At 37.4% G+C, this 22,036-nt stretch carries 19 protein-coding genes; 15 read left to right on the forward strand and 4 right to left on the reverse strand.

Going from position 1 to position 22,036, the window contains the following annotated elements; translation table 11 throughout:
* Positions 1 to 450 (forward strand): MerR family transcriptional regulator, encoded by a 450-nt coding sequence (locus tag ACEPSS_RS03775; RefSeq protein ID WP_395320323.1) that lies wholly within the window; start codon positions 1 to 3, stop codon positions 448 to 450.
* On the opposite strand, the gene ACEPSS_RS03780 is transcribed toward ACEPSS_RS03775, so the two are convergent.
* Both ACEPSS_RS03780 and ACEPSS_RS03785 read right to left on the reverse strand, forming a co-directional pair.
* Complete coding sequence (locus tag ACEPSS_RS03780) at positions 447 to 2,474, reverse strand: hypothetical protein (RefSeq protein WP_395320325.1); 2,028 nt, start codon at positions 2,472 to 2,474, stop codon at positions 447 to 449. The genes ACEPSS_RS03775 and ACEPSS_RS03780 overlap by 4 nt on opposite strands.
* A gap of 39 nt (positions 2,475 to 2,513) precedes the next feature.
* On the reverse strand, positions 2,514 to 3,437 hold the full coding sequence (locus tag ACEPSS_RS03785) for a magnesium transporter CorA family protein (RefSeq protein WP_395320327.1): 924 nt from the start codon (positions 3,435 to 3,437) through the stop codon (positions 2,514 to 2,516).
* Positions 3,438 to 3,597: 160 nt separating this feature from the next.
* Here ACEPSS_RS03785 and ACEPSS_RS03790 point away from each other — a divergent pair, with 160 nt between their 5' ends.
* From ACEPSS_RS03790 to ACEPSS_RS03845, 12 genes are all read left to right on the forward strand, one after another.
* A complete protein-coding gene (locus tag ACEPSS_RS03790) occupies positions 3,598 to 4,242 on the forward strand; it encodes a glycoside hydrolase family 73 protein (protein ID WP_395320329.1) in 645 nt (214 codons plus the stop codon).
* A gap of 14 nt (positions 4,243 to 4,256) precedes the next feature.
* Positions 4,257 to 4,997, forward strand: a complete 741-nt coding sequence (locus ACEPSS_RS03795; RefSeq protein ID WP_395320331.1) for a TerC family protein — start codon at positions 4,257 to 4,259, stop codon at positions 4,995 to 4,997.
* A 2-nt stretch (positions 4,998 to 4,999) separates the two neighbouring features.
* Complete coding sequence (gene trxA, locus ACEPSS_RS03800; protein WP_395320333.1) at positions 5,000 to 5,317, forward strand: thioredoxin; 318 nt, start codon at positions 5,000 to 5,002, stop codon at positions 5,315 to 5,317.
* Between the two features lie 9 nt (positions 5,318 to 5,326).
* Positions 5,327 to 6,712, forward strand: a complete 1,386-nt coding sequence (gene nhaC, locus ACEPSS_RS03805; protein WP_395320335.1) for a Na+/H+ antiporter NhaC — start codon at positions 5,327 to 5,329, stop codon at positions 6,710 to 6,712.
* 331 nt (positions 6,713 to 7,043) lie between these two features.
* A complete protein-coding gene (locus ACEPSS_RS03810; protein WP_395320337.1) occupies positions 7,044 to 7,784 on the forward strand; it encodes a LysM peptidoglycan-binding domain-containing protein in 741 nt (246 codons plus the stop codon).
* Between the two features lie 294 nt (positions 7,785 to 8,078).
* Complete coding sequence (locus ACEPSS_RS03815) at positions 8,079 to 9,176, forward strand: carbamoyl phosphate synthase small subunit (protein WP_395320338.1); 1,098 nt, start codon at positions 8,079 to 8,081, stop codon at positions 9,174 to 9,176.
* Entirely contained in the window at positions 9,176 to 12,349 is a 3,174-nt protein-coding gene (gene carB / locus ACEPSS_RS03820) for a carbamoyl-phosphate synthase large subunit (RefSeq protein WP_395320340.1), read from the forward strand. The genes ACEPSS_RS03815 and carB overlap by 1 nt, the downstream gene beginning before the upstream one ends.
* Positions 12,350 to 12,511: 162 nt before the next feature.
* On the forward strand, positions 12,512 to 13,495 hold the full coding sequence (locus ACEPSS_RS03825; RefSeq protein ID WP_395320342.1) for a LacI family DNA-binding transcriptional regulator: 984 nt from the start codon (positions 12,512 to 12,514) through the stop codon (positions 13,493 to 13,495).
* Positions 13,496 to 13,647: 152 nt separating this feature from the next.
* Positions 13,648 to 14,388: a sugar phosphate isomerase/epimerase family protein gene (locus ACEPSS_RS03830; RefSeq protein ID WP_395320344.1), complete on the forward strand. Its 741-nt coding sequence runs from the start codon at positions 13,648 to 13,650 to the stop codon at positions 14,386 to 14,388.
* The gene (locus ACEPSS_RS03835; protein WP_395320346.1) at positions 14,389 to 15,672 is read left to right on the forward strand and encodes a gluconate:proton symporter; all 1,284 of its coding nucleotides are present in this window, start codon (positions 14,389 to 14,391) and stop codon (positions 15,670 to 15,672) included.
* Between the two features lie 15 nt (positions 15,673 to 15,687).
* On the forward strand, positions 15,688 to 16,653 hold the full coding sequence (locus tag ACEPSS_RS03840; RefSeq protein ID WP_395320348.1) for a sugar kinase: 966 nt from the start codon (positions 15,688 to 15,690) through the stop codon (positions 16,651 to 16,653).
* A 15-nt stretch (positions 16,654 to 16,668) separates the two neighbouring features.
* Entirely contained in the window at positions 16,669 to 17,604 is a 936-nt protein-coding gene (locus ACEPSS_RS03845; protein ID WP_395320349.1) for a phosphoglycerate dehydrogenase, read from the forward strand.
* Between the two features lie 52 nt (positions 17,605 to 17,656).
* Here the strand turns inward: ACEPSS_RS03845 and tyrS are convergent, their stop codons facing one another.
* Together tyrS and ACEPSS_RS03855 are read right to left on the reverse strand one after the other, a co-directional pair.
* Entirely contained in the window at positions 17,657 to 18,910 is a 1,254-nt protein-coding gene (gene tyrS / locus ACEPSS_RS03850) for a tyrosine--tRNA ligase (protein WP_395320351.1), read from the reverse strand.
* A gap of 236 nt (positions 18,911 to 19,146) precedes the next feature.
* A complete protein-coding gene (locus ACEPSS_RS03855) occupies positions 19,147 to 19,941 on the reverse strand; it encodes a tyrosine-protein phosphatase (RefSeq protein WP_395320352.1) in 795 nt (264 codons plus the stop codon).
* 144 nt (positions 19,942 to 20,085) lie between these two features.
* Between ACEPSS_RS03855 and ACEPSS_RS03860 the strand changes: the two genes are divergently transcribed.
* Positions 20,086 to 20,337 (forward strand): hypothetical protein, encoded by a 252-nt coding sequence (locus ACEPSS_RS03860; RefSeq protein WP_395320354.1) that lies wholly within the window; start codon positions 20,086 to 20,088, stop codon positions 20,335 to 20,337.
* Between the two features lie 96 nt (positions 20,338 to 20,433).
* Positions 20,434 to 21,948, forward strand: coding sequence for a glycerol kinase GlpK (glpK, locus tag ACEPSS_RS03865; RefSeq protein ID WP_395320356.1), 1,515 nt, complete (start codon positions 20,434 to 20,436; stop codon positions 21,946 to 21,948).
* Positions 21,949 to 22,036 lie beyond the last annotated feature (88 nt).

Raw genomic sequence — 22,036 nt, forward strand, 5'->3', positions numbered from 1 at the left:
GTGAAAGATCCTAAATTTTTAAAAGATTTTAACGAAAAAAATTACATCTTTCGAATTGGTGAAGTTAGTAAGATGACAGGAGTTTCGCCGAGACAACTTCGTTACTGGGAACAAAAGGGCTACATTCATAGCGTTCGTAATGAAAAGATGGCTTCACGGGTTTTTAATCACGAAAATTTTGTGATGGTCCGTTTAATTAAGCACTTTTTAGATGAAGGCTGTCCGCTGGGTGCTGCCATTGAAAAGGCACAGCAACGATTCCAAGCGGTGAAAGATACGCATCGCATCATCATGGAAATGCATCATGGGTTTGTGGAACATGACGGCATTACGATGATGGATATGGGTTATTTTGACGCTAATCAAAAGCAACGACTTTACAGTTATTTAGATGATAACGGGAAGCTCATTTATAAAGTTGAAAAAGTTAACGAAAAAACCGCCAATTAACTTAGGCGGCTTTTTAAATATTGTTGAAGCTGATTTGGAAAAATCGGCTTTTTTGTTTGTTTAATTTTAAGCAGAATAAAAAGGAAATTTTGGTAGATTAAAGAGAACGTTAGTAACGCGATGCCCAATTCTCGCCAAGAGGCCACTAACAAAAATGGTAGCGTAACGATTAGTGTCAAGAAAATTGCATTTTGGGAGTTTGGTAAGAGAGCTAAGTAAGTTAAACAGGTTAGCAGCAAGTAACAAAGCGGTGGATTAAATTGATAGTTAGTTAGATAATTTAGCATCCCAAGACTAGCCGTGCCAGCCATGATGACGACGGGAAAAAGCAAAACGGCGAAAGTTAATGATTTGAATTTACACCAATTAATTATCAGGAATAAAACGACTAAATCACCTAGCAGGTAAGGAAGTTGCGTTTTAAAATGCTGCTGCTGGGTATTTTCTAAAACGGGAATTCCGGTCAGACCAATTACCGATTGAAAGGTAGTCCCCACCAGTTGATTTTTAATTAACTGGGGCAACTTACCTAACTTACCATCACGAAGGGTGATTTCTAAGCGGGTGGCAGTTTGGGTTTGATTATTATAGTTAAAACAAGTTTGGCTAAAATCGGAATCCTGTGCGTCTGGCTTAGTTAAATAAAATTGATGGCGAGTGTGTTTTTGCAAGCTAGCTAAGTTGGTTAGTTCGTCATCGGGCTGATTGGCAGTTAGGCTAGTATTCGCCTCAGCAAGGACCTCCTTCGTATGCTTAGTTTGTTGAGCAAGTTCAGTTTGGATGGTAGCCTGCTGTTGGATTACTTGGTTAAAGGAATCCTTTGCATCTGCTGTACTTTGTAATTGTTGCAGTTGCGGGATTTGCGTTGGTAAAAGTGTAGGAATGGTTTGCTCGTGACTGAGTTGCTTAAGGTGGGCAGAGGTTGCTTGCGTATTTTGGTGTTGGTGAGTTAGATTTTGCTGAATTTCGGCTAGCTGAGTGCCTAATTGGTATTTAGGAATTTCTTTGCCACCTGGTTGAGTCAAACTGGTGACTTGAGTAACGTTGGGCAAAGCTTGTAGGGTTTTAGTTAGATGATCTAATTCTGCTAACGACGATTGGTTAATGAGTGATTTAGGACTGGTTAGATAAACAGTAACCGTTTGGGGTCGGTCAGAAGTTTGAAAATGAATTTGGCAGTTACTTACTAATGGGAAAATAAGGAAACTTAGCAAGATGAGCGAAATAAATGGATTCCAAGCGCGTAACGGATGATGTAATTTACTTAACCAACGCGGCTGGTTGTAAAATAACATGATACTGGTAGTAATTAAGCAAACTAGCAAAGTAAGCAGTAACGGTAGGTAAAAGTAAAAAGTAGTGGTTAGCTTAGTAATTAAACTTAAGCCAATCAGGCTAAATTCCAAATTAGCTAACGTTACTAAAATCGTGGTAGTTAGTGAAGTGGTTAGGAGCAAAATGAGAAAGCTAATCACTATAATCCAGCCGCAGATAATTTTTTGTTGATACCACTGGTCGACTAATTTTCGGTATTGTTCATTAATTGGATTATGCCAACTGGTTTTGATTCCTGGTAAAGCACAGAGGTGGCGAAGCTGGGCTTGGTATAAAGGCTGATTGACTAGTTGCTGGGGAATCCAGAGTTCTAATTTAGACCAGTTTTTTCCGTTGAATAGCCGTTGCGCATGGGGACTGGTGTGCTTGCTCGTGACTTGATAAATTTTTAAGTCCGCTTTGTGTTCAATTAAAAAGCGTTCTTTATTCGCTAAACGGACTTTTTGGCTGGCGGAAAATTCTGTGGGAACTGAATAGGTAATGGTCACTGGAAGCGCATGATTGAGTTGGGGATTCCAATGACCCGTGATGTGGTCAGCCTGCTTAGTTAACGCAGACTGTGGCATGGCGGTTTGGATGGCTAGCTGACTGAGATTAGGTAAGTTGACTAAGGCTAAGCCTGCCGTAATACCGCTGATTAACATGCAGATGAGCCAATGCTTGACGACGAACGCTTTAAATTTTTGCATAAAAAAATTCCCCTTACGTGTGTAAAGGGAATTTGTAGTTTAACGGTTGAAAAAATCACTAAAACGCATAATCAAGAGGACAATTACAATCAGAATGAAACTGATTAGAATCGTTAACTGCCAGGCCATCGCATGATTCATGAATGGTAGGTTAACGTTTTCTCCGTAAAAACCAAAGACGATGTTTGGTACGGTAAGTACAATCGAAAAGACCGTTAAAAATTTCATCGTACTATTCAAGTTACTATCAAGTAAGTTTGAATAAGCACCCGCAACCTGTTGGGCCGCTTGATTAGCCATCTGAGCCATTGATAAACCTTGTTGAATTTCGACAATGACATCATCTAAGACATCATTATCGTCATCAGATAAAGTTTTACCTAGTTTTCGTTTGACCATCATCAACATATCGTTATTCGCGGAAAGTGAGGTTAAAAAGTAAACCAAATCAGTTTGTAAATTCAAAAGTTGATTAATGGCACTTTTTCTCGTCTTACCACGTAAGTTTCGCTGAATCTTAGTTCGAATACTATTAATGTTATTGATATAATCGAAATATTGAATGGCCAGCTGGTAAAGCGTTTTGAAAACAATATCCAGCGTTGAGACCGTATCACGTTTAACGGCCGGAAGTTTATCGACAATGGTCCGCAATAACGGATTCACAAAATTGGTTTGGTTAGCGGTAAAGGTAAATAAACGGTCTCCAGTCATAATGATTCCGATTGGTTCGGCTGAAATATCACCATTAAACCGTGAAGGTTCGGCTACGTCAAAAATGATTAATAAAAGTTGTTCATCATCATAATATTCCATCCGTGGACGTTCGTGATGATCAAGTACATAGTAAAGCATTTCTGCGGTTAAGTGATATTGATCTTTTAAGGTTTGTTTTTCGACTGGAAGACAATCAGTTACTTGAATCCATTCGATGTTTTGGTTAATTTTTTCTTTTTTAATCAACGCAACTGCCTCCCTTTTTTAGCAATGTTGTTAATTATATTATAAAATACGGCAAAAGTTTAGAATATAATTAAAAAACACGTATATTATTGAAACAATATATTAAGCAAAATTTAAAAGTGATAGGGTATAATGAGATTATTAAAGGAGTGTCTTATCTATGAAATTTAAAATCAAAACTGATGAAAACGGCCGAAGCATTTGGTATCCAGTAATTGCATTCGTAATTGTTTTTGGAACCGTGGGCTTATTATTTGGAACCTATAAAATTCGGCAGCACATCAACCAACAAAATCTGATTAAATCAGAAGAAGCTTATCAACGAGCTCATGATCCAGTCTTGAAGCAACACAATAAGTTTATTAAACAAGTTGCAATGCCGTCAATTGATTTGTACAAGAAAAACAAACAAGTTTTACCTAGTATCGTAATTGCCCAGGCAATTTTGGAATCTGATTGGGGTAAATCAAAACTTTATACCAATGCCTATAATCCATTTGGAATCAAAGGGACTTATGAGGGGCAATCGATTTCATATGATACCGGTGAATATATTAATGGTAAACACGTTACTCAAGTTGGTCAATTTAGAAAATATCCAGACCTTCAAACAGCCATTGAAGACCATAACGAAGCTCTTTACGAGAAATTCTTGCATAAAGCTGGGATTACCAGTTATCAAGATCAGGCCAAGCTACTCCAAAAGAATACTTATGCTACCGATCCAGATTACGCTAAGAAATTAATTAAAGTAATCGAAACGCATAAATTAGCAAAATATGATAAACAAGCAATTAATAACTAAAAGGAGGAACTTAATTGTTCTCATTAATTCAACAGCTTTATGGACCATTTTTTGATTTAAACAACTGGAAGACGGTGATTACCTCAGGTGATGACTGGTTAATTATTTTTTCACTAGTTGTCCTAGAGTGTGTCATGTCAGTTGATAATGCCATTGTCTTGGCGACCCAAACGCAAGTCTTACCAACCAAAAAATTGCAAGAAGAATCATTGTTTTACGGATTATGGGGCGCTTACCTGTTCCGTTTTCTTGTGATTGGTCTTGGGGTTTATCTGATTAATTTTTGGGAAATCAAAATTATTGGAGCAGTTTACCTAATTTATTTAGCCCTCAAATATTTTTTCCCCAGACTCGGCAAGCAAAAGTCTAAGGGACAAGTTAAAGAAAAAGGGAATCCCAATAGTCGAAAGTTCTTTTGGTGGGTCGTTGTACAAATTGAAATGATGGACATTCTTTTTTCTGTTGATTCAGTCTTAGCATCGCTAGCGGTTTCCTCTAATCCAGTGGTAGTTTTAATTGGGGGCATGGTCGGAATTTTAGCCATGCGAGGGATTGCTGAATTTGTAATGACTTTAATGAAGAAAGTTCCCGAACTAAAAACGATGGCCTATGTTTTAGTGTTTGTCATTGGAGTGAAGCTCTTATTATCAATTCCAATGATTGATATTGAGATTCCATCCGCTTTATTTGGTGGTTTTGTAATCTTAGCAATTATCGTAACCATCATCATTCATTTTATTAGAAAGAAAAGGTAATTATGGCAATTAATTTAAATCAAGAAAATTTTGAAGCAGAAGTACAAGGACCCATGACTATCGTTGACTTTTGGGCCCCATGGTGTGGCCCTTGTAAAATCATGGATCCGATTTTAGATCAATTAGAACAAGTATTTGCGGGCAAAGTTAAGTTTGCTAAGGTAAATGTTGATAAGCAACAAGACATTGCCAAACGCTATTCAGTTTATGGAATGCCCACAATCGTTTTATTTAAAGATGGGAAGGGTGTTGAAAAAGTAACCGGAGTTTATTCGCTTGAAAAACTAACCCACTATTTAAACCGTAAACTAGCTGAATAGGAGTTAAACATGTCTGAAACCAAAATTAAACCGAAGTTATGGGAATCTGTGACCATTTTACTAATTATGTTAGTTATCATGGGCATAGGTATTATTAAGCTCCATTTGACTCCCGTAGTACCGATTTTAAGCGTCATTTTGTTACTGATTTTATGGGGACGGTTACGAGGCTTTAGTTGGGATGATATCAATGACAGTTTTGTAATGGGGGTGAAAAATGGAATCATTCCGTTATTTATCTTCCTATTAATTGGCTCCTTAATTGGTGTCTGGATTATGTCAGGGGTAATTCCAACTTTAATGGTCTATGGTTTTCATATTTTGAGTATTCGCTGGTTTTTGCCATCCGTATTTTTAATGTGTGCTTTTGTGGGGTGCTTTATTGGAAGTGCTTTTACGATTATTTCCACCGTTGGAATTGCCGCGATGGGAATTGGGACTACGATGGGGATTGATCCAGCGATGATTGCTGGGGCAGTCGTTTCTGGGGCAGTTTTTAGTGATAAAATGTCACCGCTATCAGCCACTACCAACCTCGCGTCGGCCATTGCCGGTGATGACCTTTATGACCACATTAAAAATATGATGTGGTCAACGGTCCCTGCTTTTGTGCTTTCGCTGATCTTATTTTCGTTGATTGGGGGAACTCATCATGTGGCAAGTTTGACTAAAATTACGAATACTACACAGGTTTTAACTAGTAACTTTACGGTGTCGGCATGGATGTTAATCCCAGTCGGATTGTTACTAATCTGTGCCTGGACTAAGATTCCCACGATTCCGACCTTATTTATCAATATTTTAGTTACCACAATCATGATTTTATGGAACCCTAGTCATCATTACTCGTTTGTGAAGATTGCCGATGTGATGCAAAATGGATTTAAGATTCAGACTTCCAGCGCGGAAATTAATCAAATTTTAAACCGCGGTGGGATTATTTCGATGACGGGAACCATGACTTTGATTATCATTGCGTTAGCCTTAGGTGGCCTATTGATTAATCTGGGGGTAATTAGTGTGGTGATGGATCGTTTCTCTGCACACGTTAAGTCTGCTGGCATGTTGGTGTTAAGTACGGTTTTAGCAGCTATTGGCGTAAATATCTTCATTGGTGAACAATATCTTTCCATTATTTTGCCCGGAACCGCTTTTAAAGCTGATTATCAAAAAGCCGGTCTTGCTCCGGAAGCACTGGGAAGGGCTTTGGAAGATGGGGGAGCAGTGATTAATTACTTAGTTCCTTGGGGAGTAGCCGGGGTCTTTGTGGCCAATACCTTAAATGTCCCAACCTTACATTATTTACCATTTGTATTCTTTAGTTTACTTTGTCCGCTTTTCTCAGTTTTAAGTGGGTTTACTGGAATTGGGTTAAAGAAAATTAAGAAAAATTGAAAATCACATTAGTCGAAAAGTCATTTTGAAATGATTTTTCGATTTTTTTTGAACAAATTTAAAATTAATTAAGCATTTATTAATTAAGAACGGTACTGAATGTTACAAACTGTAATATTAGTACCTGATAAGCACGGCTTTTAAGGGAAAACCGAACTTTAGTATTTCGATATGATTTCAATATTACATAAAGAAGGGGTTCTGGTAACATTTTTGTAATCTTTTCGTAACATGTCATCTATAAGGTAATAGATGTTAGTTGATACAAATCACTAGCAAAATCTAGATGAAGAATCTAATACTCGTTAAATACAAGGAGAGAAATTTCTATATGAAGTTCACTAAATCAATCGCAGCAATGGCTGCCGTTTCAGTTGGAATGATGTTTGCTGGTGCAGCAAACGTTAATGCCAGTTCAACCATTAAACATACGGTTCAAGAAGGTGACACTATTAGTGCCCTTGCACAACAATACAAAGTTTCTCAAAAGAAAATTCAAAAAGCTAACAAGAGCAAAGATGTTAATACCATTTATGTTGGTGAAGTATTTGTTTTTGATGGTAAAGGAAACGTTAAAGTAGATAAGAAGAGTGCAAAAGCTCCAGCTAAGGCTACTAAAGCAACTCCAGCAACTACTAATGACGACCAAGCTACTACGACTGATTCAAGTAGTGCTGCTACAACTACTAACGCTTCAACTACTAGTTCAGCTGCTGCAACTCCAGCAACGACTCAAAGTACAGCATCTACTGCTAAAGCAGCCGCTGCTCCAGTTACTAAAGCTGCAACTCCAGCCCCAGCAGCAGCTCAACCAGCCGCACCGGCTCCTAAAGCTGCTGCTGCCCCAGTTTCATCAAATGGTACCATGAGTGGAATTGCTCAAGCTGAATCTGGTAACGATTACAATGCTCGTAACGGTCAATACATTGGTAAATATCAATTATCAGAATCATACCTAAATGGTGATCATTCACCAGAAAACCAAGAACGAGTTGCTCAACAATATGCCGTTAGTCGTTACGGATCTGTTGAAGCCGCTGCTGCCTACCATGCTTCACATGGTTCATGGTAAAAAGCAAACATTTAATCAATAAATTTAATTAAAAGCGCTTGAATTCGAATGAATTCAAGTGCTTTTTTAGTCTTACTTGACATTTAGCCTCAGGACAAGTAAGATTATGGAAAAGAACAGGAGTGGTTTTAAGGGCATTCAGTGAGATGTTGAAACCACACAGAACCCTACACACATTGTCAATTTAAAGTTTCCTGTGAGGAACCAATTGAGATTTAATCCTGATAATCAATTTGGCTACTGACTAGGAAACTAGTTAGTAGCTTTTTATTTGCGTAAAATTTGGAGGATAGCATGAAGAAACGGTACTTAGTGTTAGAAGACGGCAATATTTATCCTGGCGAAGCGTTCGGTGGCGATCAAGAAACGGTCGGCGAATTAGTTTTTAGTACAGGAATGTCAGGATATCAACAATCAATTTCTGATCAATCGTATAATGGCGAAATCTTGATGTTTACGTATCCTTTAATTGGGAACTACGGTATCAATCGGGATAATTTAGAATCAACGATTCCTACTTGTAAAGGAGTCGTGGTTAGTGAAGTTGCTCGACGCACGACTAATTGGCGGATGACAATGTCACTTCCCGAATATTTAAAACAACACAATATTCCGGGGATTAGTGGAATTGATACCCGAGCAATTACCAAACATATTCGCGAACACGGTGCTATGAAAGCCGCAATTGTAAATCACGTGGACGATGAAACTGTAGCCAAATTAAAAGCGACAGAATTAAGTCATAATCAGATTCCCGAAAGTGCGACCAGTAAAGCCTATCCAGCTCCGTCAATTGGGCGTCGGGTCGTTGTAATTGATTTTGGACTTAAGTACTCCATTCTTCGTGAATTAGCTAAACGTGGCTGTGATGTGGTCGTGCTTCCTCCAACGGCTACCATTCAAGATATTGATGACTTTAATCCAGACGGCGTGATGCTAACTAACGGACCTGGTGATCCAACTGATGTTCCTGAAGCAACCCTTGAAATGATTCGCCAAGCTGAAGCAAAATACCCACTCTTTGGAATTTGTATGGGGCATCAGTTATTTGCCTTAGCTAATGGAGCTAAAACTAAGAAAATGAAGTTTGGTCATCGTGGGTTTAACCATCCAGTCCGTAACTTAGAAACCGGACGGATTGACTTTACTTCGCAAAATCATGGTTACATGGTTGATCGTGATTCTGTAGAAAATACTGATTTAAAGGTGTTAATAGAAGAAATTAATGATGGAACGGTCGAAGGCTTACAACACAATAAGTTGCCCGCTTTTTCTGCTCAATTCCATCCGGATGCTGCTCCGGGACCACATGATGCTGATTATCTCTTTGACGTTTTCATGAAGATGATGGACGATAAGCAACTCGACTGGACAAGAAAGGTGAATGAATAATGCCTAAAAGAACAGATGTTAAAAAAATTATGGTAATTGGTTCTGGCCCAATTATTATTGGACAAGCGGCTGAATTTGATTATTCAGGAACCCAAGCTTGTTTGGCTTTAAAGGAACTGGGTTACGAAGTAGTGTTAGTCAACTCTAATCCCGCTACGATTATGACTGATAAAGAAGTGGCTGATGAAGTTTATATTGAACCACTTACCTTAGATTTTGTGTCACAAGTTTTAAGAAAAGAACGCCCCGATGCCATTTTACCAACGCTGGGTGGGCAACAAGGATTGAACATGGCTAAAGAATTGTCTGATTCGGGAATTCTTGATGAAATGGGAATTAAGTTATTAGGAACTGATTTGAATGCCATTAACGAAGCCGAAGATCGGGAACAATTCCGTCAATTAATGCGTGACTTGAAGCAACCAGTGCCTGAATCAGTCATTGCGAATACGGTTGATCAAGCAGTCGCATTTGCGACTAAACACGGTTATCCAGTGATTGTACGTCCAGCCTTTACCATGGGAGGAACTGGTGGTGGAATCGCTAATAACGAAGCGCAACTTCGTGAAATTGCTGATAATGGTTTATACCTTTCACCAGTAACCCAAGTTCTAATTGAACAAAGTATCGCCGGCTACAAAGAAATTGAATTTGAAGTAATGCGGGATGCCGCTGACAACGCCATGGTCGTTTGTAACATGGAAAACTTTGATCCAGTTGGAATTCATACCGGTGATTCAATTGTGTTTGCTCCAATTCAAACGCTTTCTGATGATGAAGTTCAAATGTTACGGGATGCCGCTTTGAAAATTATTCGCGCCCTTAAAATCGAAGGGGGTTGTAACGTTCAACTAGCCTTAGATCCGAATAGCATGAATTATTACGTCATCGAAGTTAATCCACGGGTTAGTCGTTCGAGTGCCTTAGCTTCTAAAGCAACGGGATATCCAATTGCTCGAGTAGCGGCTAAAATTGCGGTTGGATTAAACTTGGATGAAATTATGAATCCAGTTACCGGAACGACTTATGCTGAATTTGAACCAGCTTTAGATTATGTCGTTTGTAAAATTCCCCGTTGGCCATTTGATAAGTTCACCAAAGCCAATCGGACTTTAGGAACGCAAATGAAAGCCACGGGTGAAGTAATGGCGATTGATCGTAACATTGAAGGTTCAATCTTAAAGGCCGTTCGATCATTAGATATTGACTTAACTGATATGGATGATCCCGAATTAACTGGGTTAAGTGATGAAGAATTAAACAAAGGGATCGTTAAAGCGCAAGATGATCGGTTATTTTACTTATATGAAGCCATCAAACGCGGTTATTCCATTGAAAAATTAGCGGAGATGACCAAGATTCACATTTTCTTCCTTGATAAGTTATTGCATATTTATGAAATTGCGGAAGCTTTAAAAGAAAGCATTAACGATGTTGATTTGTTACGGATTGCCAAACGTAATGGTTTCTCAGACGAAAACATTGCTAAATTATGGAATCAAACGGCGGATGAAGTGCGTGCTTTACGCGTTAAAAATGACATTATTCCCGTTTACAAAATGGTTGATACTTGTGCCGGTGAATTTGAATCAGAAACTCCATATTTCTACAGTACTTACGAGTTAGAAAACGAAAGCGTTCAGACTGACAAAGAATCAGTCTTGGTCTTAGGTTCAGGTCCCATTCGAATTGGTCAAGGGGTCGAATTTGATTACGCAACGGTTCATTCTGTGGAAGCTATCAAAAAAGCTGGTTATGAAGCCATTATTATGAACAATAATCCCGAAACGGTTTCAACTGATTCTTCAATCTCAGATAAACTTTACTTTGAACCACTTACAGTGGAAGAAGTGATGAACGTGATTGATTTAGAAAAACCAAAGGGAGTTGTCGTTCAGTTTGGTGGGCAAACGGCCATTAATTTAGCCGAACCATTAGCGAAACGCGGCGTTAAAATTCTGGGAACTTCAGTTGCTGATCTAAACCGGGCGGAAGACCGTGACGAGTTTGATAAAGTAATCAAAAAACTCGGAATTCCGCAACCAACTGGGGGAATTGCTAGCACCGTTGCCGAAGCAATTAAATGTGCGGATGAAATTGGTTATCCAATTGTTGTTCGTCCGAGCTATGTGCTTGGAGGACGGGCCATGGAAATCGTGAATAAGCGAGCTGACATGGAAAATTACATGCGCAACGCCGTTAAAGTTTCCAATGATCACCCCGTCTTAATTGATCAATACTTGACTGGAAAAGAATGTGAAGTTGATGCAATTAGTGATGGAAAAAATGTTTTAATTCCAGGAATTATGGAACACATTGAAAGAGCCGGGGTGCACTCTGGTGATTCAATGGCCGTTTATCCTTCTCAAACCTTGTCGCAAAAGGTTAAAGATCAAATTGTGAAATATACGAAAGAACTTTCCCTTGAATTGGGTTGTATCGGTCTAATGAACATTCAATTTATCGTGCACAATGAACAAGTTTACGTGATCGAAGTTAATCCACGGGCGAGTCGGACGGTTCCATTTTTGAGTAAAGTTACTGGAATTCCAATGGCACAAGTCGCTACTAATATCATTTTAGGTAAGTCATTAGCAGAACAAGGTTACCAAACTGGACTTGCTCCAGAAAGTAAGCTAATCCATGTGAAAGCACCAGTGTTCTCCTTCTCAAAATTGAATGACGTTGATAGCCTGTTAGGACCTGAAATGAAGTCGACTGGTGAAGTCATGGGATCAGATGTTACTTTACCGAAAGCCCTTTATAAGGCCTTTGAAGCTGCTAAACTTCACGTCCCTAATCATGGTCGGATTTTGTTTACGGTTAAGGATGACGATAAAGAGGAAACCACTGCTTTAGCCAAACGCTTCTGGGATCTAGGCTATCAAATCTTAGCCACCGAAGGAACAGCTAAAACTTTTGAAGAAGCTGGAATTCCAGTCACAACCGTCGGAAAATTAGGCGAAGCAGATAGCTTATTACAACAAATGATGGATCAAAGAATTCAAATGGTAGTTAATACGATTTCAAATGAAAAAGAAAGTGCCGAGGATGGTTCGCGCATCAGAAGTGCAGCCATTTCACACGATATTCCACTGTTCACATCCTTAGATACAGTGGAAGCCATTTTACAAGTCTTAGAATCACAATCATTTACCACACAAAGTTTATAAAATAAATTCTAGATTAATAAATGTGAACAATTATTTAGGTCTCATCTTTTAGGTGAGACCTTTTTATTAACTATTCTTGTTTACCAAATTTATTTAATTTGGGAATTTTTATTAAAAAACGTATAATTGAAATAATTATCCTTATGTCAAAGAGGTAAAAGAATGAAATCAAATGTAACAATGCGAGATGTAGCAGAAATTGCTGGAGTATCAATTGCTACCGTATCAAGATATTTAAATGGAAAGAATAATCATTTATCACTCAAAACAGCTGAAAAAGTTAAAGATGCAATTAAAAAATTGAAATATACACCAGATGAAGCAGCAAGAAATTTAGTTACAAAAAAGGGAAACTTAATTGCAGTTGTAGTTTCTGATGTAAATGATTATTTTTCAACTGAAATATTTAAAGGGGTAAGTTCTGCTTTAAGTAAAGAGAACTATACAGCAGTTTTATTGGATTCTGATAATAACCTAAAAACTGAACTATCAATTTTAAATTCAATAAGTAATCAACGTATGTTTGCTGGAATTATTTTACAGCCCTTGAATACTAACGTAAAAGATTTAGAAAAAAATCTATTTAATGATATTTCAACAATTATTGTGGATCGAGAAATAAAAAATGGAATTTGGTCTAGCGTTGTTACTGATAATTTTTTGAGTAGCCAAAAAGCTTGTAACTATTTTAAAGAACAAGGTTTAAACAAAGTAATTGTGATTACCAACCAAGTTAAAGGGATTTCAACTCGTGAACAACGATTACGGGGAATTAAAAGTGTTTATGGCGAAAATGTAAAAATAATCTGTCCAGGTAACAATAAAATAGATTATGACAAAGCTTATCAGGAAATAAATGATGAACTAGATAAAGAACCAAAAACTTTAATTTTTGCGTTAAAAGAAAAATGGTTATTGGAATATCTCCCTCGATTGTCGAAAGATGGAACTTTAAAAGACAATCTTTCAATTCAAGTTACTGGATTTTCTGACACTAATTTAAATTATATAATTCAGGATCAAACAAAATTAATCAAGCAGTATCCATTTAACATGGGTGAAAATGCAGCTGAATTATTATTGAAAAATCTTAATTATGATAATAATTTAATTTCCAAAAAAATTGAATTGCCCGCAGAATTTTAAGAATCTATTTGATAGGTTCTTTTTATTTATCCGAATGTGGTAAACGTTTACAAATTAACTAATAAAAATGGGATTGAAGTGTTTACAAATATAATGTAAACGTTTACCATATAGTTGTAATGAAAACGGTTACAAACAATAGGAGATAAATTATGAAAATATTTATAAATACTTGGGTATATGAAAATGAAGTAAAAAAAGGAATAAAGCAAGAAGATCTTTTTGAAAGAATAAAAGCAAATGGTGCTGATGGAATTGAAGTTAGACGTGAATATTTTAAAGATATTTCTACAGAAATTGAAGCAATTAATCAAAAAAGAGAACAGACAGGATTATTGGTTAACTATAGTGTTCCAGATGAAGTATTTGAAAAAGATGGATCGATAAATCCTTCCTTAGAAAAATATTTTAACGAAGCGATGATCATGGGTATCACTAAGATTAAATTTAATCTAGGAAATTTCCGAAAATATCGTGGCAATTTGAAACAAGATTTAAAACAGTTTCCTTTAGATAAAATAAAAATGAATATTGAAAATGATCAAACAGAAATTAGTGGAAAAATTAAAAATATTAAATATTTTTTACAAAATGCACAACAAAATGGTGTGAAAATTGGATATGTTTATGATTTAGGAAATTGGGCTTTTACTCATCAATCAGCTGATAGTGCTGCTCATCAATTGTCTCCATATGTAGACTATATTCATTTGAAAAATACGTTTTCAAATGATGATAATTTGGAAACGAGTAATGATTTAAATAGCGGAATGTTTTTGTGGAAAGATTTATTAAAAAAACTTCCTAAAGTTGATATAGCTCTAGAATATCCTATGGATAGTGATCAAAAAGTTAGATTACAACTAGAATTGTTAAAGAATGAGGTGCGATAAATGAATACGGTTATTGCAGTTGCATTATTGGTTTCGTTTCTATTCTTTATTTACTACATTGTAAAAGGTGGGGACTTATTAATTGGATTTTTTGTAATGGCAATCCTATGGACAGTAATTGGATTGATTCCTTATAAAGTGGCAATTACAAAAGTATTTTCTCAGCCTGCACTTGCTTATGGGTCAACAATTATCTATATTGTGTTTGGTTCATGGTTTGGAAGAGTTTTGGTAGATAGTGGAATTGCACCAGCAATTTCAGAAAAAACTAATCGAATTGGTAAAAATAAGCCATTATTAGCATCTATTCTTGTCGTATTAGTTACTGCTTTGTTATTTGTTGGTTCATATGGAGTTGGATCCGTGATTGCCATTGGGGTTATTTTATTACCTATATTACTTTCATTAGGATTACCAAGAAATATTGCTTTAACAACATTTGTATTATCAATTGGAGCTGCAATGTACGTAAATGTGGTTTTGTTTAATCAGATGAAACCATTTTTCCCACATGCTTCTTATAATGCGCACTATCTTGCGTTTGGTTGGTCAGCAATGGCAGTTCAAATTTTAGCGATAATAATCTTTTTGGTTATTAACCGAAAGAAAATTAATCCAAAAGATGCTCAAAAAAATTTGAAGGTTATTGGTGCTACAGAACAAACAAAAGTTAAACACATTAGTTGGATTGCATTTTTAATTCCAGTTATTCCTGTTGCATTGAATATGTTTTTAAAATGGGATGCAATTCCAGCCTTAATTCTTTCGAGTATTTTAGCAATGTTAGCTACTGGTAACATGAAGCACTTTAAAGAATTTAAAACATTTCTTAACAGTACAATTAAACAATCAATTAACGATATTTCTGGTTTGATAATGTTCTTAATGGCATTAGTTATGTTTGCGGCTGCTGCTCAGCTAAATGCTGTAAGATTTAGAAGTATATTTAGTGTAATTATTCCGCAAAATACATTAGTTTTAGCATTAGCAATTGGGATTTTATCACCATTGGCATTGTTTAGAGGGCCCTTGCATGTTTGGGGAGCAGGTGCAGCAACAGCTGCCGTTCTTTCTGCGACTGGATTATTTAATGATGCATTTTTATTACCATTAATGTATGTTCCAACTTTATTGGCAGTTTCAACAGATATAACACAATCTTGGAACGTTTGGGGACTTGATTATATGAAAGTGGTACCACGTAATTTGCTTAAATTGGGTGTACCACTTATGTGGATTGTTTCAATTATTAATGAAGTTTTAGTTTGGCATTTCTTTGGCTAATTAAGGAGAATTAAAATGAGTGAATTTATTACAATTGGAGAACCAGTTGTTACTTTTGCATCAAAAGATGCAGATTATAGTTTGGCAGATTCAACACATTATTTAAAGATTTTGGGTGGAGCTGAGTTAAATGTTGCAATTGGGATTCAACGTTTAGGACATACAACTCAATATATTTCACAAGTTGGAACAGATCCGCTTGGAATTTATGCAAAAAATATAATTAATGAAGACGGAGTTGGAACTGACTATATTTCTCTTGACTCTGAACACTGGACTGGACATCAATTAAAGCAGTTAGTAACTCATGGTGACCCACAAACTTATAATTACCGTACAAATTCTGCCGCTTCTAATTTGAACTATAAAAAAATAGATAATGTTGATCTTTCAGAAGTTAAGATAGCTCATATGTCAGGGATTTTTCCTGCGTTGTCTGATACTTCAAGGAAATCTTTTAAGGAACTAATGAAAAGATTAGTTGATAATAATATTTTAATTACTTTTGATCCAAACTTAAGACCTGCTTTGTGGGATAATGAAGCTGATATGATTAGCACAATTAATGAATTAGCAAAAGATGCGGATATCGTAATGCCAGGAATAAGCGAAGGTAAGGTCTTAATGGGAAGTGATAACCCAGAAAAAATTGCGGACTTCTACTTGAATAATGGAAGAAGAACCAAGGCTGTCCTAGTGAAAATTGGACCCAAAGGAGCTTATGTAAAAACTAAAGATGGACAAAGTTATGTAGTTGATGGATTTAAGGTTGATCATGTTGTAGATACAGTAGGTGCAGGTGACGGATTTGCTTTAGGAGTAATTTCTGCTTTATTAGAGGGTAAAACTTTAAAGAGTGCTGTGATGCGTGGAAATGTAGTTGGTTCTCTTCAAGTCCAAACCCCAGGAGATAACGATGGTTATCCTACTCGTGCAAAATTGATGGATTTTTATAAAAAACAAAAAGTTGAAGAAAAATAAACGGAGGAATTTAAAATGAGTAAAAAAGTTGCAGTACAAAAAACATTATCAGACTCAGGGAAATCATTTTTGGAAAATAATGGATTTGAGGTCATTGAATTGCCTGATAAAAAGATCTCAACCTTGTTAGACATGGCCAGTGATGCTTTTGGCATTATTTTAGGAACAGCACCATTTCCTAATGAAACAATTTCTAAAATGCCCAACTTAAAGATTATTGCACGAAATGGGGTCGGTTATGACAATCTGGATGTGAAATTTATGCAAGCCCATGGAATTTACGTAACGATTACCCCGTTAGCCAATGCCTCAACCGTAGCAGAAACTACCTTAGCTGAAATCTTTGACTTATCGAAAAATTTGACGAATGACTCTAATCAAATGCGTCAGGGAAATTGGAACTATAAAAAATCTCATCAAGGCTTTGATTTAGCTGGGAAAACGCTTGGGATTTTAGGCTACGGTCGAATTGGAAAAATGGTGGCGAAAAAAATGAGTGACTTAGACATGAACATTTTGGTATATTCACCTCATTTAACCGAAGCTGAAGTTGGAACTCCCGTAGACCGTGATACAATTTTCGAAAAATCCGATGTGATTTCTTTGCACATGCCCGTTTTACCAGCCACTAAAGAGGGTGTCGCTGCGCGTGAATTCAAAATGATGAAAAACTCGGCCGTCTTAATTAACTTAGCTCGGGGAGCGCTCATTAAAACTGACGATTTAATTGCGGCTTTGAAAAATGGAGAAATTAAAGGAGCCGCTTTAGATGTCTTTGATGAAGAACCACTTCCTTTGAGCAGTGAATTATATCAATTAGATAACGTTTTACTAACTCCGCACATTGCCTCAAACACGGTTGAGTGTATGAATCGGATGGCTTATGATGCCGCTAGTGAAATTGTTAGAGTTGGTAAAAATGAACAACCGTTATGGAATGTTGCTAAATAAGTTAAAACTAAAAAGCCTAATCACAAAATTTGTGATTAGGCTTTTCGTTAGGTTATTTAACTTTAGCTAAGAAGTGTTTCTTCTTACCGCGACGAATGATGACGTATTTTCCGTCAAAGTTATCAGCAGGATTAATTTCAGTGTCCACATCCGTTACTTTAACACCGTTAACGGTAATGGCACCGTTATTAACATCTTCACGAGCTTGACGTTTGGATTTATCAACGCCGAGTTCCATGATTAAATCAACGATGTTAATTGGTTCAGCACTAATTTCTGAAGTAGGCACGCCATTGAAAGCTTGAGCAACTTCTTCAGTAGTTAGTTTTTGGACGTCACCTTTGAAAAGAAGGGCCGAAATTCGTTCGGCATTTTCAACGGCTGCTTTGCCATGAACAAATTCAGTAACTTGTTCAGCCAGCACTTTTTGCGCTTCTCGTTTCCAAGGTTCAGTTTCAACTTTTTCAGCGAGGGCCTCAATTTGAGCTTTGTCTAAGAAAGTGAAGTACTTCAAGTATTTGATGACATCGCGGTCATCTTGGTTAAACCAGAATTGGTAAAATTCGTAAGGGGAAGTTTTTTCTGGATCAAGCCAAACGGCACCACCAGCTGTTTTACCAAATTTAGTTCCGTCCGCTTTAACCATTAGAGGAATGGTTAAACCAAAGACTTTGGCATCAGGTCCTGCTAAACGATGAATTAAATCAGTTCCGGCCGTAATGTTACCCCATTGATCAGAACCACCAATTTGTAATTGCACATGATGATTTTTGTAGAGTTGGTAAAAATCAAAGGCTTGAAGAATTTGGTAAGTGAATTCCGTGAAAGAAATCCCTTGGTCTAACCGACTAGCCACAACATCTTTGGCTAACATGGTATTCACGTTGAATAACTTTCCATAATCACGTAAGAAATCAAGCAAACTAACGTCTTTGGTCCAATCGTAGTTATTTACGATGGTAATATCAGCGTTCTTGCCAAAGAGTTTTTTCATTTGTTTAGTTAAAGCGACTTCATTGTGATGGACTTGTTCCATCGTTTGTAGTTGCCGTTCTGACTTACGACCACTGGGGTCACCAATTGAACCAGTCGCACCACCAATTAGAATGTAAGGATGATGGCCGTAACGAGCAAATCTTTCCAAAATCATGAATGGGATTAAGTGACCAATGTGCATACTGTCACCAGTTGGATCAGTTCCACAGTAAAGGGCAATCTTATGATCGGCAATTTCTTTGGCTAAACCGTCAGCATCAGTTTGTTGATTAATGGCACCACGCCACTGTAAATCTTCTAAAATATCCATCTTATCCTCCAATTTGAGTGTAAAAAAGTCCCTATAGCAACTGCTATAGGGACGCAAATTTGCGCGGTACCACCCACGTTTAGACCGAAGTCTACACTCATTAGTATTTAGTTTTAAGGTTTAGGTAATTCATTTTATTTCCTGCATGGCTCGCAGCAACCGCCAATTCTCTGACATCACAGAAATAAAACTATTTAATAAAGTTATCTTACCATATCACTTACATTTCGACAATTCTAATCTAAATAATATGTTTTTAATTCAGCAATGTCTTCGTCAGTCAAATCTAAGCCATCATGTAAAAAGTTTTGCATGTTGCCATAATTTTTCGTGATTTCTTCTAAAGCAGCGTCTAAAAAGGCCATGTTGACACTGTAAAGGGTTTTCAAGTTTTCAGTCGCATGATCAGAAAAACCAGCTTCTCGTACCTCTTGGACTTTTTTTGCAATGACGTCTTTAACCACATCATTGGTGAGAATGTAGTCTTGGCGAATGGTTTCCATATCAACGCCTAAAGCGGCCAAAATGAAAACAGCTGACATTCCCGTCCGATCTTTTCCGGCAGTACAGTGGAAAAGGACGGCTTGATCATTAACTTTGTTTTCTAGTAATACCATGAATAATTTATGAAATGCCTGGCGACAAGGAGCTTGAGTAATCATTTGGCGATAAACTTCTTCCATGTGCTTCATCCCGTATTCAGGGTGATCTTCAACTAGTTGGTGAAATTCCTCGGGATCTTGGGAATTATCGGTGCGGTCTTCATTAAAAACGGGGTCAAAGATGTAGTGGAGTTTGCTGCCATCGACGAGGTCTTTGACGTCCTTAACTTCTTGAGCAGAACGAAGGTCAACGTCATAGCGCACGCCATAATCTTCTAAAAATTGAACTTCGCGATCATTAATAAAACCTAAGCTACCAGAACGAAGTAACTTATGCCATTTAACGTGGTGTCCGTCCATCGTTTCGTAACCGCCTAATTCACGGACATTATCGGCGTTATCAAGCTCAATTACACGTTTATTTTCCATTGTTTCACGTCCTTTTATCTGTATTCAGTATGCCTATTATAGCACTGTTTTAGAGTCGGTTTCATTTGCAAGCTATTTTTGTTTACAAATCGGCATAATAAGACTAATCTTAAGGGTAGAAAATAGTTAAGGGGATACATAATTATGAAAATGACAGAACGTCAAATGATTCAAGAAATTTTAAACACAGTTGATGTAATTTTCAGCTTTGAAAACGTTGATGAAGATACCAGTGAATACACGATTTTAATTAATCGCCAAAATGGTGATGTTCGTGATCTTAACGTGATTAACGATGAAATGAAAAAGTACTTCAAAGAAGCTGACTTTGACTACAAAGAAGAAGTTGAACCAGTTGAAATTGATGCTGACATTCGTGTTCAAATCAAACGTTAATGATGAACTACAAGAGAAGTGACGAAGGTCGCTTCTTTTTTGTTGCTAAAGTTAGCAAAGCACGCAAGATAGCAAAATTTGAAAGGAGCGGACTTAGTGGAAGATAACGAAACTAAGTATATCCTAGCAATTGACCAAGGCTCAACCAGTACGAGAGCCGTTTTTTATGATCATAGTGGTCGTAAGGTCATTGAGAGTACCAAACTACTTCCCCAAACTAGTACCAAAAACGGTTGGGTAGAACAGGATCCAGATACCATTTGGAGTTCGGTTCTATCGGCAATTTCAAGTGCCATGATTGATGCCCGGATTCATCCGGAAAAGATCAAAGCGATTGGGATTACTAACCAACGGGAAACCACAGTGGTCTGGGATAAGCAAACAGGGAAACCCATTTATAATGCAATTGGCTGGCTTTCCAAACAAACGACTGGGATTGCGGAAAAACTCCGTCAACAAGGATATAGTGATTTGATTCGGGAAAAAACTGGATTGGTCTTAAATGCCTATTTTTCGGCTACCAAAGTTCGTTGGATTTTAGATCACGTTGCGGGAGCTCAGCAACGAGCAGAAGATGGTGAACTCTTATTTGGTACGATTGATAGCTGGCTTGTCTGGAAGTTATCCGATGGTAAATATCACATTACGGACTACAGTAATGCAAGTCGGACGATGCTTTACAACATTCATGAATTGCAATGGGATCAAGAAATTTTAGACATTTTAAAAATTCCTGCTAAAATGTTGCCTGAAGTCCACGCTTCTGATGAAGTGTATGGGACGACTGAAAATTATCAATTTTACGGGGTCCAAGTGCCAATTGCCGGAATTGCTGGGGATCAGCAGGCCGCTTTAATTGGTTCAATGGGACTTGAACCAGGAATGGTGGAAAGTACCTATGGTGATGGAGCGTTCATCATGATGAATACCGGGACTAAACCAGAAACTTCCGATGAAAAATTATTGACGACGATTGCTTATGGGATGAATGGCAAAGTTTACTATGCGTTAGAAGGGTCAATTTTTACCGCTGGAAGTGCTTTGAAATGGCTGCGAGATAAGTTAGGCTTGATTAGCAGTATCCCCGCTTCTAGAATTGCTGCTAAACGGTCGCAAAGTGATAATGAAGTTTATCTAGTTCCCGCTTTTACGGGATTAGGTGCTCCTTATTGGGATTCGAGTGTGCGAGGAGCAATCTTTGGCCTCACACTGGGCACGACTGATGATGACATCGTGAAAGCAACTTTACAGGCGATTGCGTATAGCACGAAGGATATTATTGACACGATGGAAGCGGATGCTAAGATTAATATTCCGCAACTTGGTGCTGATGGGGGTGCCAGTCGAAATAGTTATTTAATGCAATTTCAGGCTGACATTTTGCATAAACCAGTTGAACGCGCGGCTGACGAAGAAACCACAGCCTTTGGAGCTGCGGTGTTGGCGGGGTTAGCGACTGGCTTTTGGCAGGATATTGCTGAAGTCAAGGCCATTCATGAACCAGGTAAATTATTCAAACCCGAAATGGATGCAGCTGAAAGAGAAAAATTGTATCATGGCTGGAAAAGGGCAGTGCGGGCTGCCCAAACCTTTAAGCCGGAAATAAATTAAAAGCTTTTGTTGAAATCGCTTTCATATAAATTTCCAGTGCGTTATAATAAATATGTTAGATAATTGAATACAAAAGAAAATATTAGAT

The organism is Fructilactobacillus frigidiflavus, from assembly GCF_044054575.1.
GTDB lineage: Bacteria > Bacillota > Bacilli > Lactobacillales > Lactobacillaceae > Fructilactobacillus > Fructilactobacillus frigidiflavus.

Bases quoted from the DNA above. Each gene is read 5' to 3' on its own strand.
- ACEPSS_RS03845 (WP_395320349.1), top strand. From the start codon at position 16,669: ATGAGTAAAAAAGTTGCAGTACAAAAAACATTATCAGACTCAGGGAAA.
- ACEPSS_RS03855 (WP_395320352.1), bottom strand. From the start codon at position 19,941: ATGGAAAATAAACGTGTAATTGAGCTTGATAACGCCGATAATGTCCGT.
- ACEPSS_RS03810 (WP_395320337.1), top strand. From the start codon at position 7,044: ATGAAGTTCACTAAATCAATCGCAGCAATGGCTGCCGTTTCAGTTGGA.
- ACEPSS_RS03840 (WP_395320348.1), top strand. From the start codon at position 15,688: ATGAGTGAATTTATTACAATTGGAGAACCAGTTGTTACTTTTGCATCA.
- ACEPSS_RS03790 (WP_395320329.1), top strand. From the start codon at position 3,598: ATGAAATTTAAAATCAAAACTGATGAAAACGGCCGAAGCATTTGGTAT.
- ACEPSS_RS03780 (WP_395320325.1), bottom strand. From the start codon at position 2,474: ATGCAAAAATTTAAAGCGTTCGTCGTCAAGCATTGGCTCATCTGCATG.
- ACEPSS_RS03815 (WP_395320338.1), top strand. From the start codon at position 8,079: ATGAAGAAACGGTACTTAGTGTTAGAAGACGGCAATATTTATCCTGGC.
- tyrS (WP_395320351.1), bottom strand. From the start codon at position 18,910: ATGGATATTTTAGAAGATTTACAGTGGCGTGGTGCCATTAATCAACAA.
- ACEPSS_RS03830 (WP_395320344.1), top strand. From the start codon at position 13,648: ATGAAAATATTTATAAATACTTGGGTATATGAAAATGAAGTAAAAAAA.
- trxA (WP_395320333.1), top strand. From the start codon at position 5,000: ATGGCAATTAATTTAAATCAAGAAAATTTTGAAGCAGAAGTACAAGGA.
- ACEPSS_RS03835 (WP_395320346.1), top strand. From the start codon at position 14,389: ATGAATACGGTTATTGCAGTTGCATTATTGGTTTCGTTTCTATTCTTT.
- nhaC (WP_395320335.1), top strand. From the start codon at position 5,327: ATGTCTGAAACCAAAATTAAACCGAAGTTATGGGAATCTGTGACCATT.
- carB (WP_395320340.1), top strand. From the start codon at position 9,176: ATGCCTAAAAGAACAGATGTTAAAAAAATTATGGTAATTGGTTCTGGC.
- ACEPSS_RS03860 (WP_395320354.1), top strand. From the start codon at position 20,086: ATGAAAATGACAGAACGTCAAATGATTCAAGAAATTTTAAACACAGTT.
- ACEPSS_RS03825 (WP_395320342.1), top strand. From the start codon at position 12,512: ATGAAATCAAATGTAACAATGCGAGATGTAGCAGAAATTGCTGGAGTA.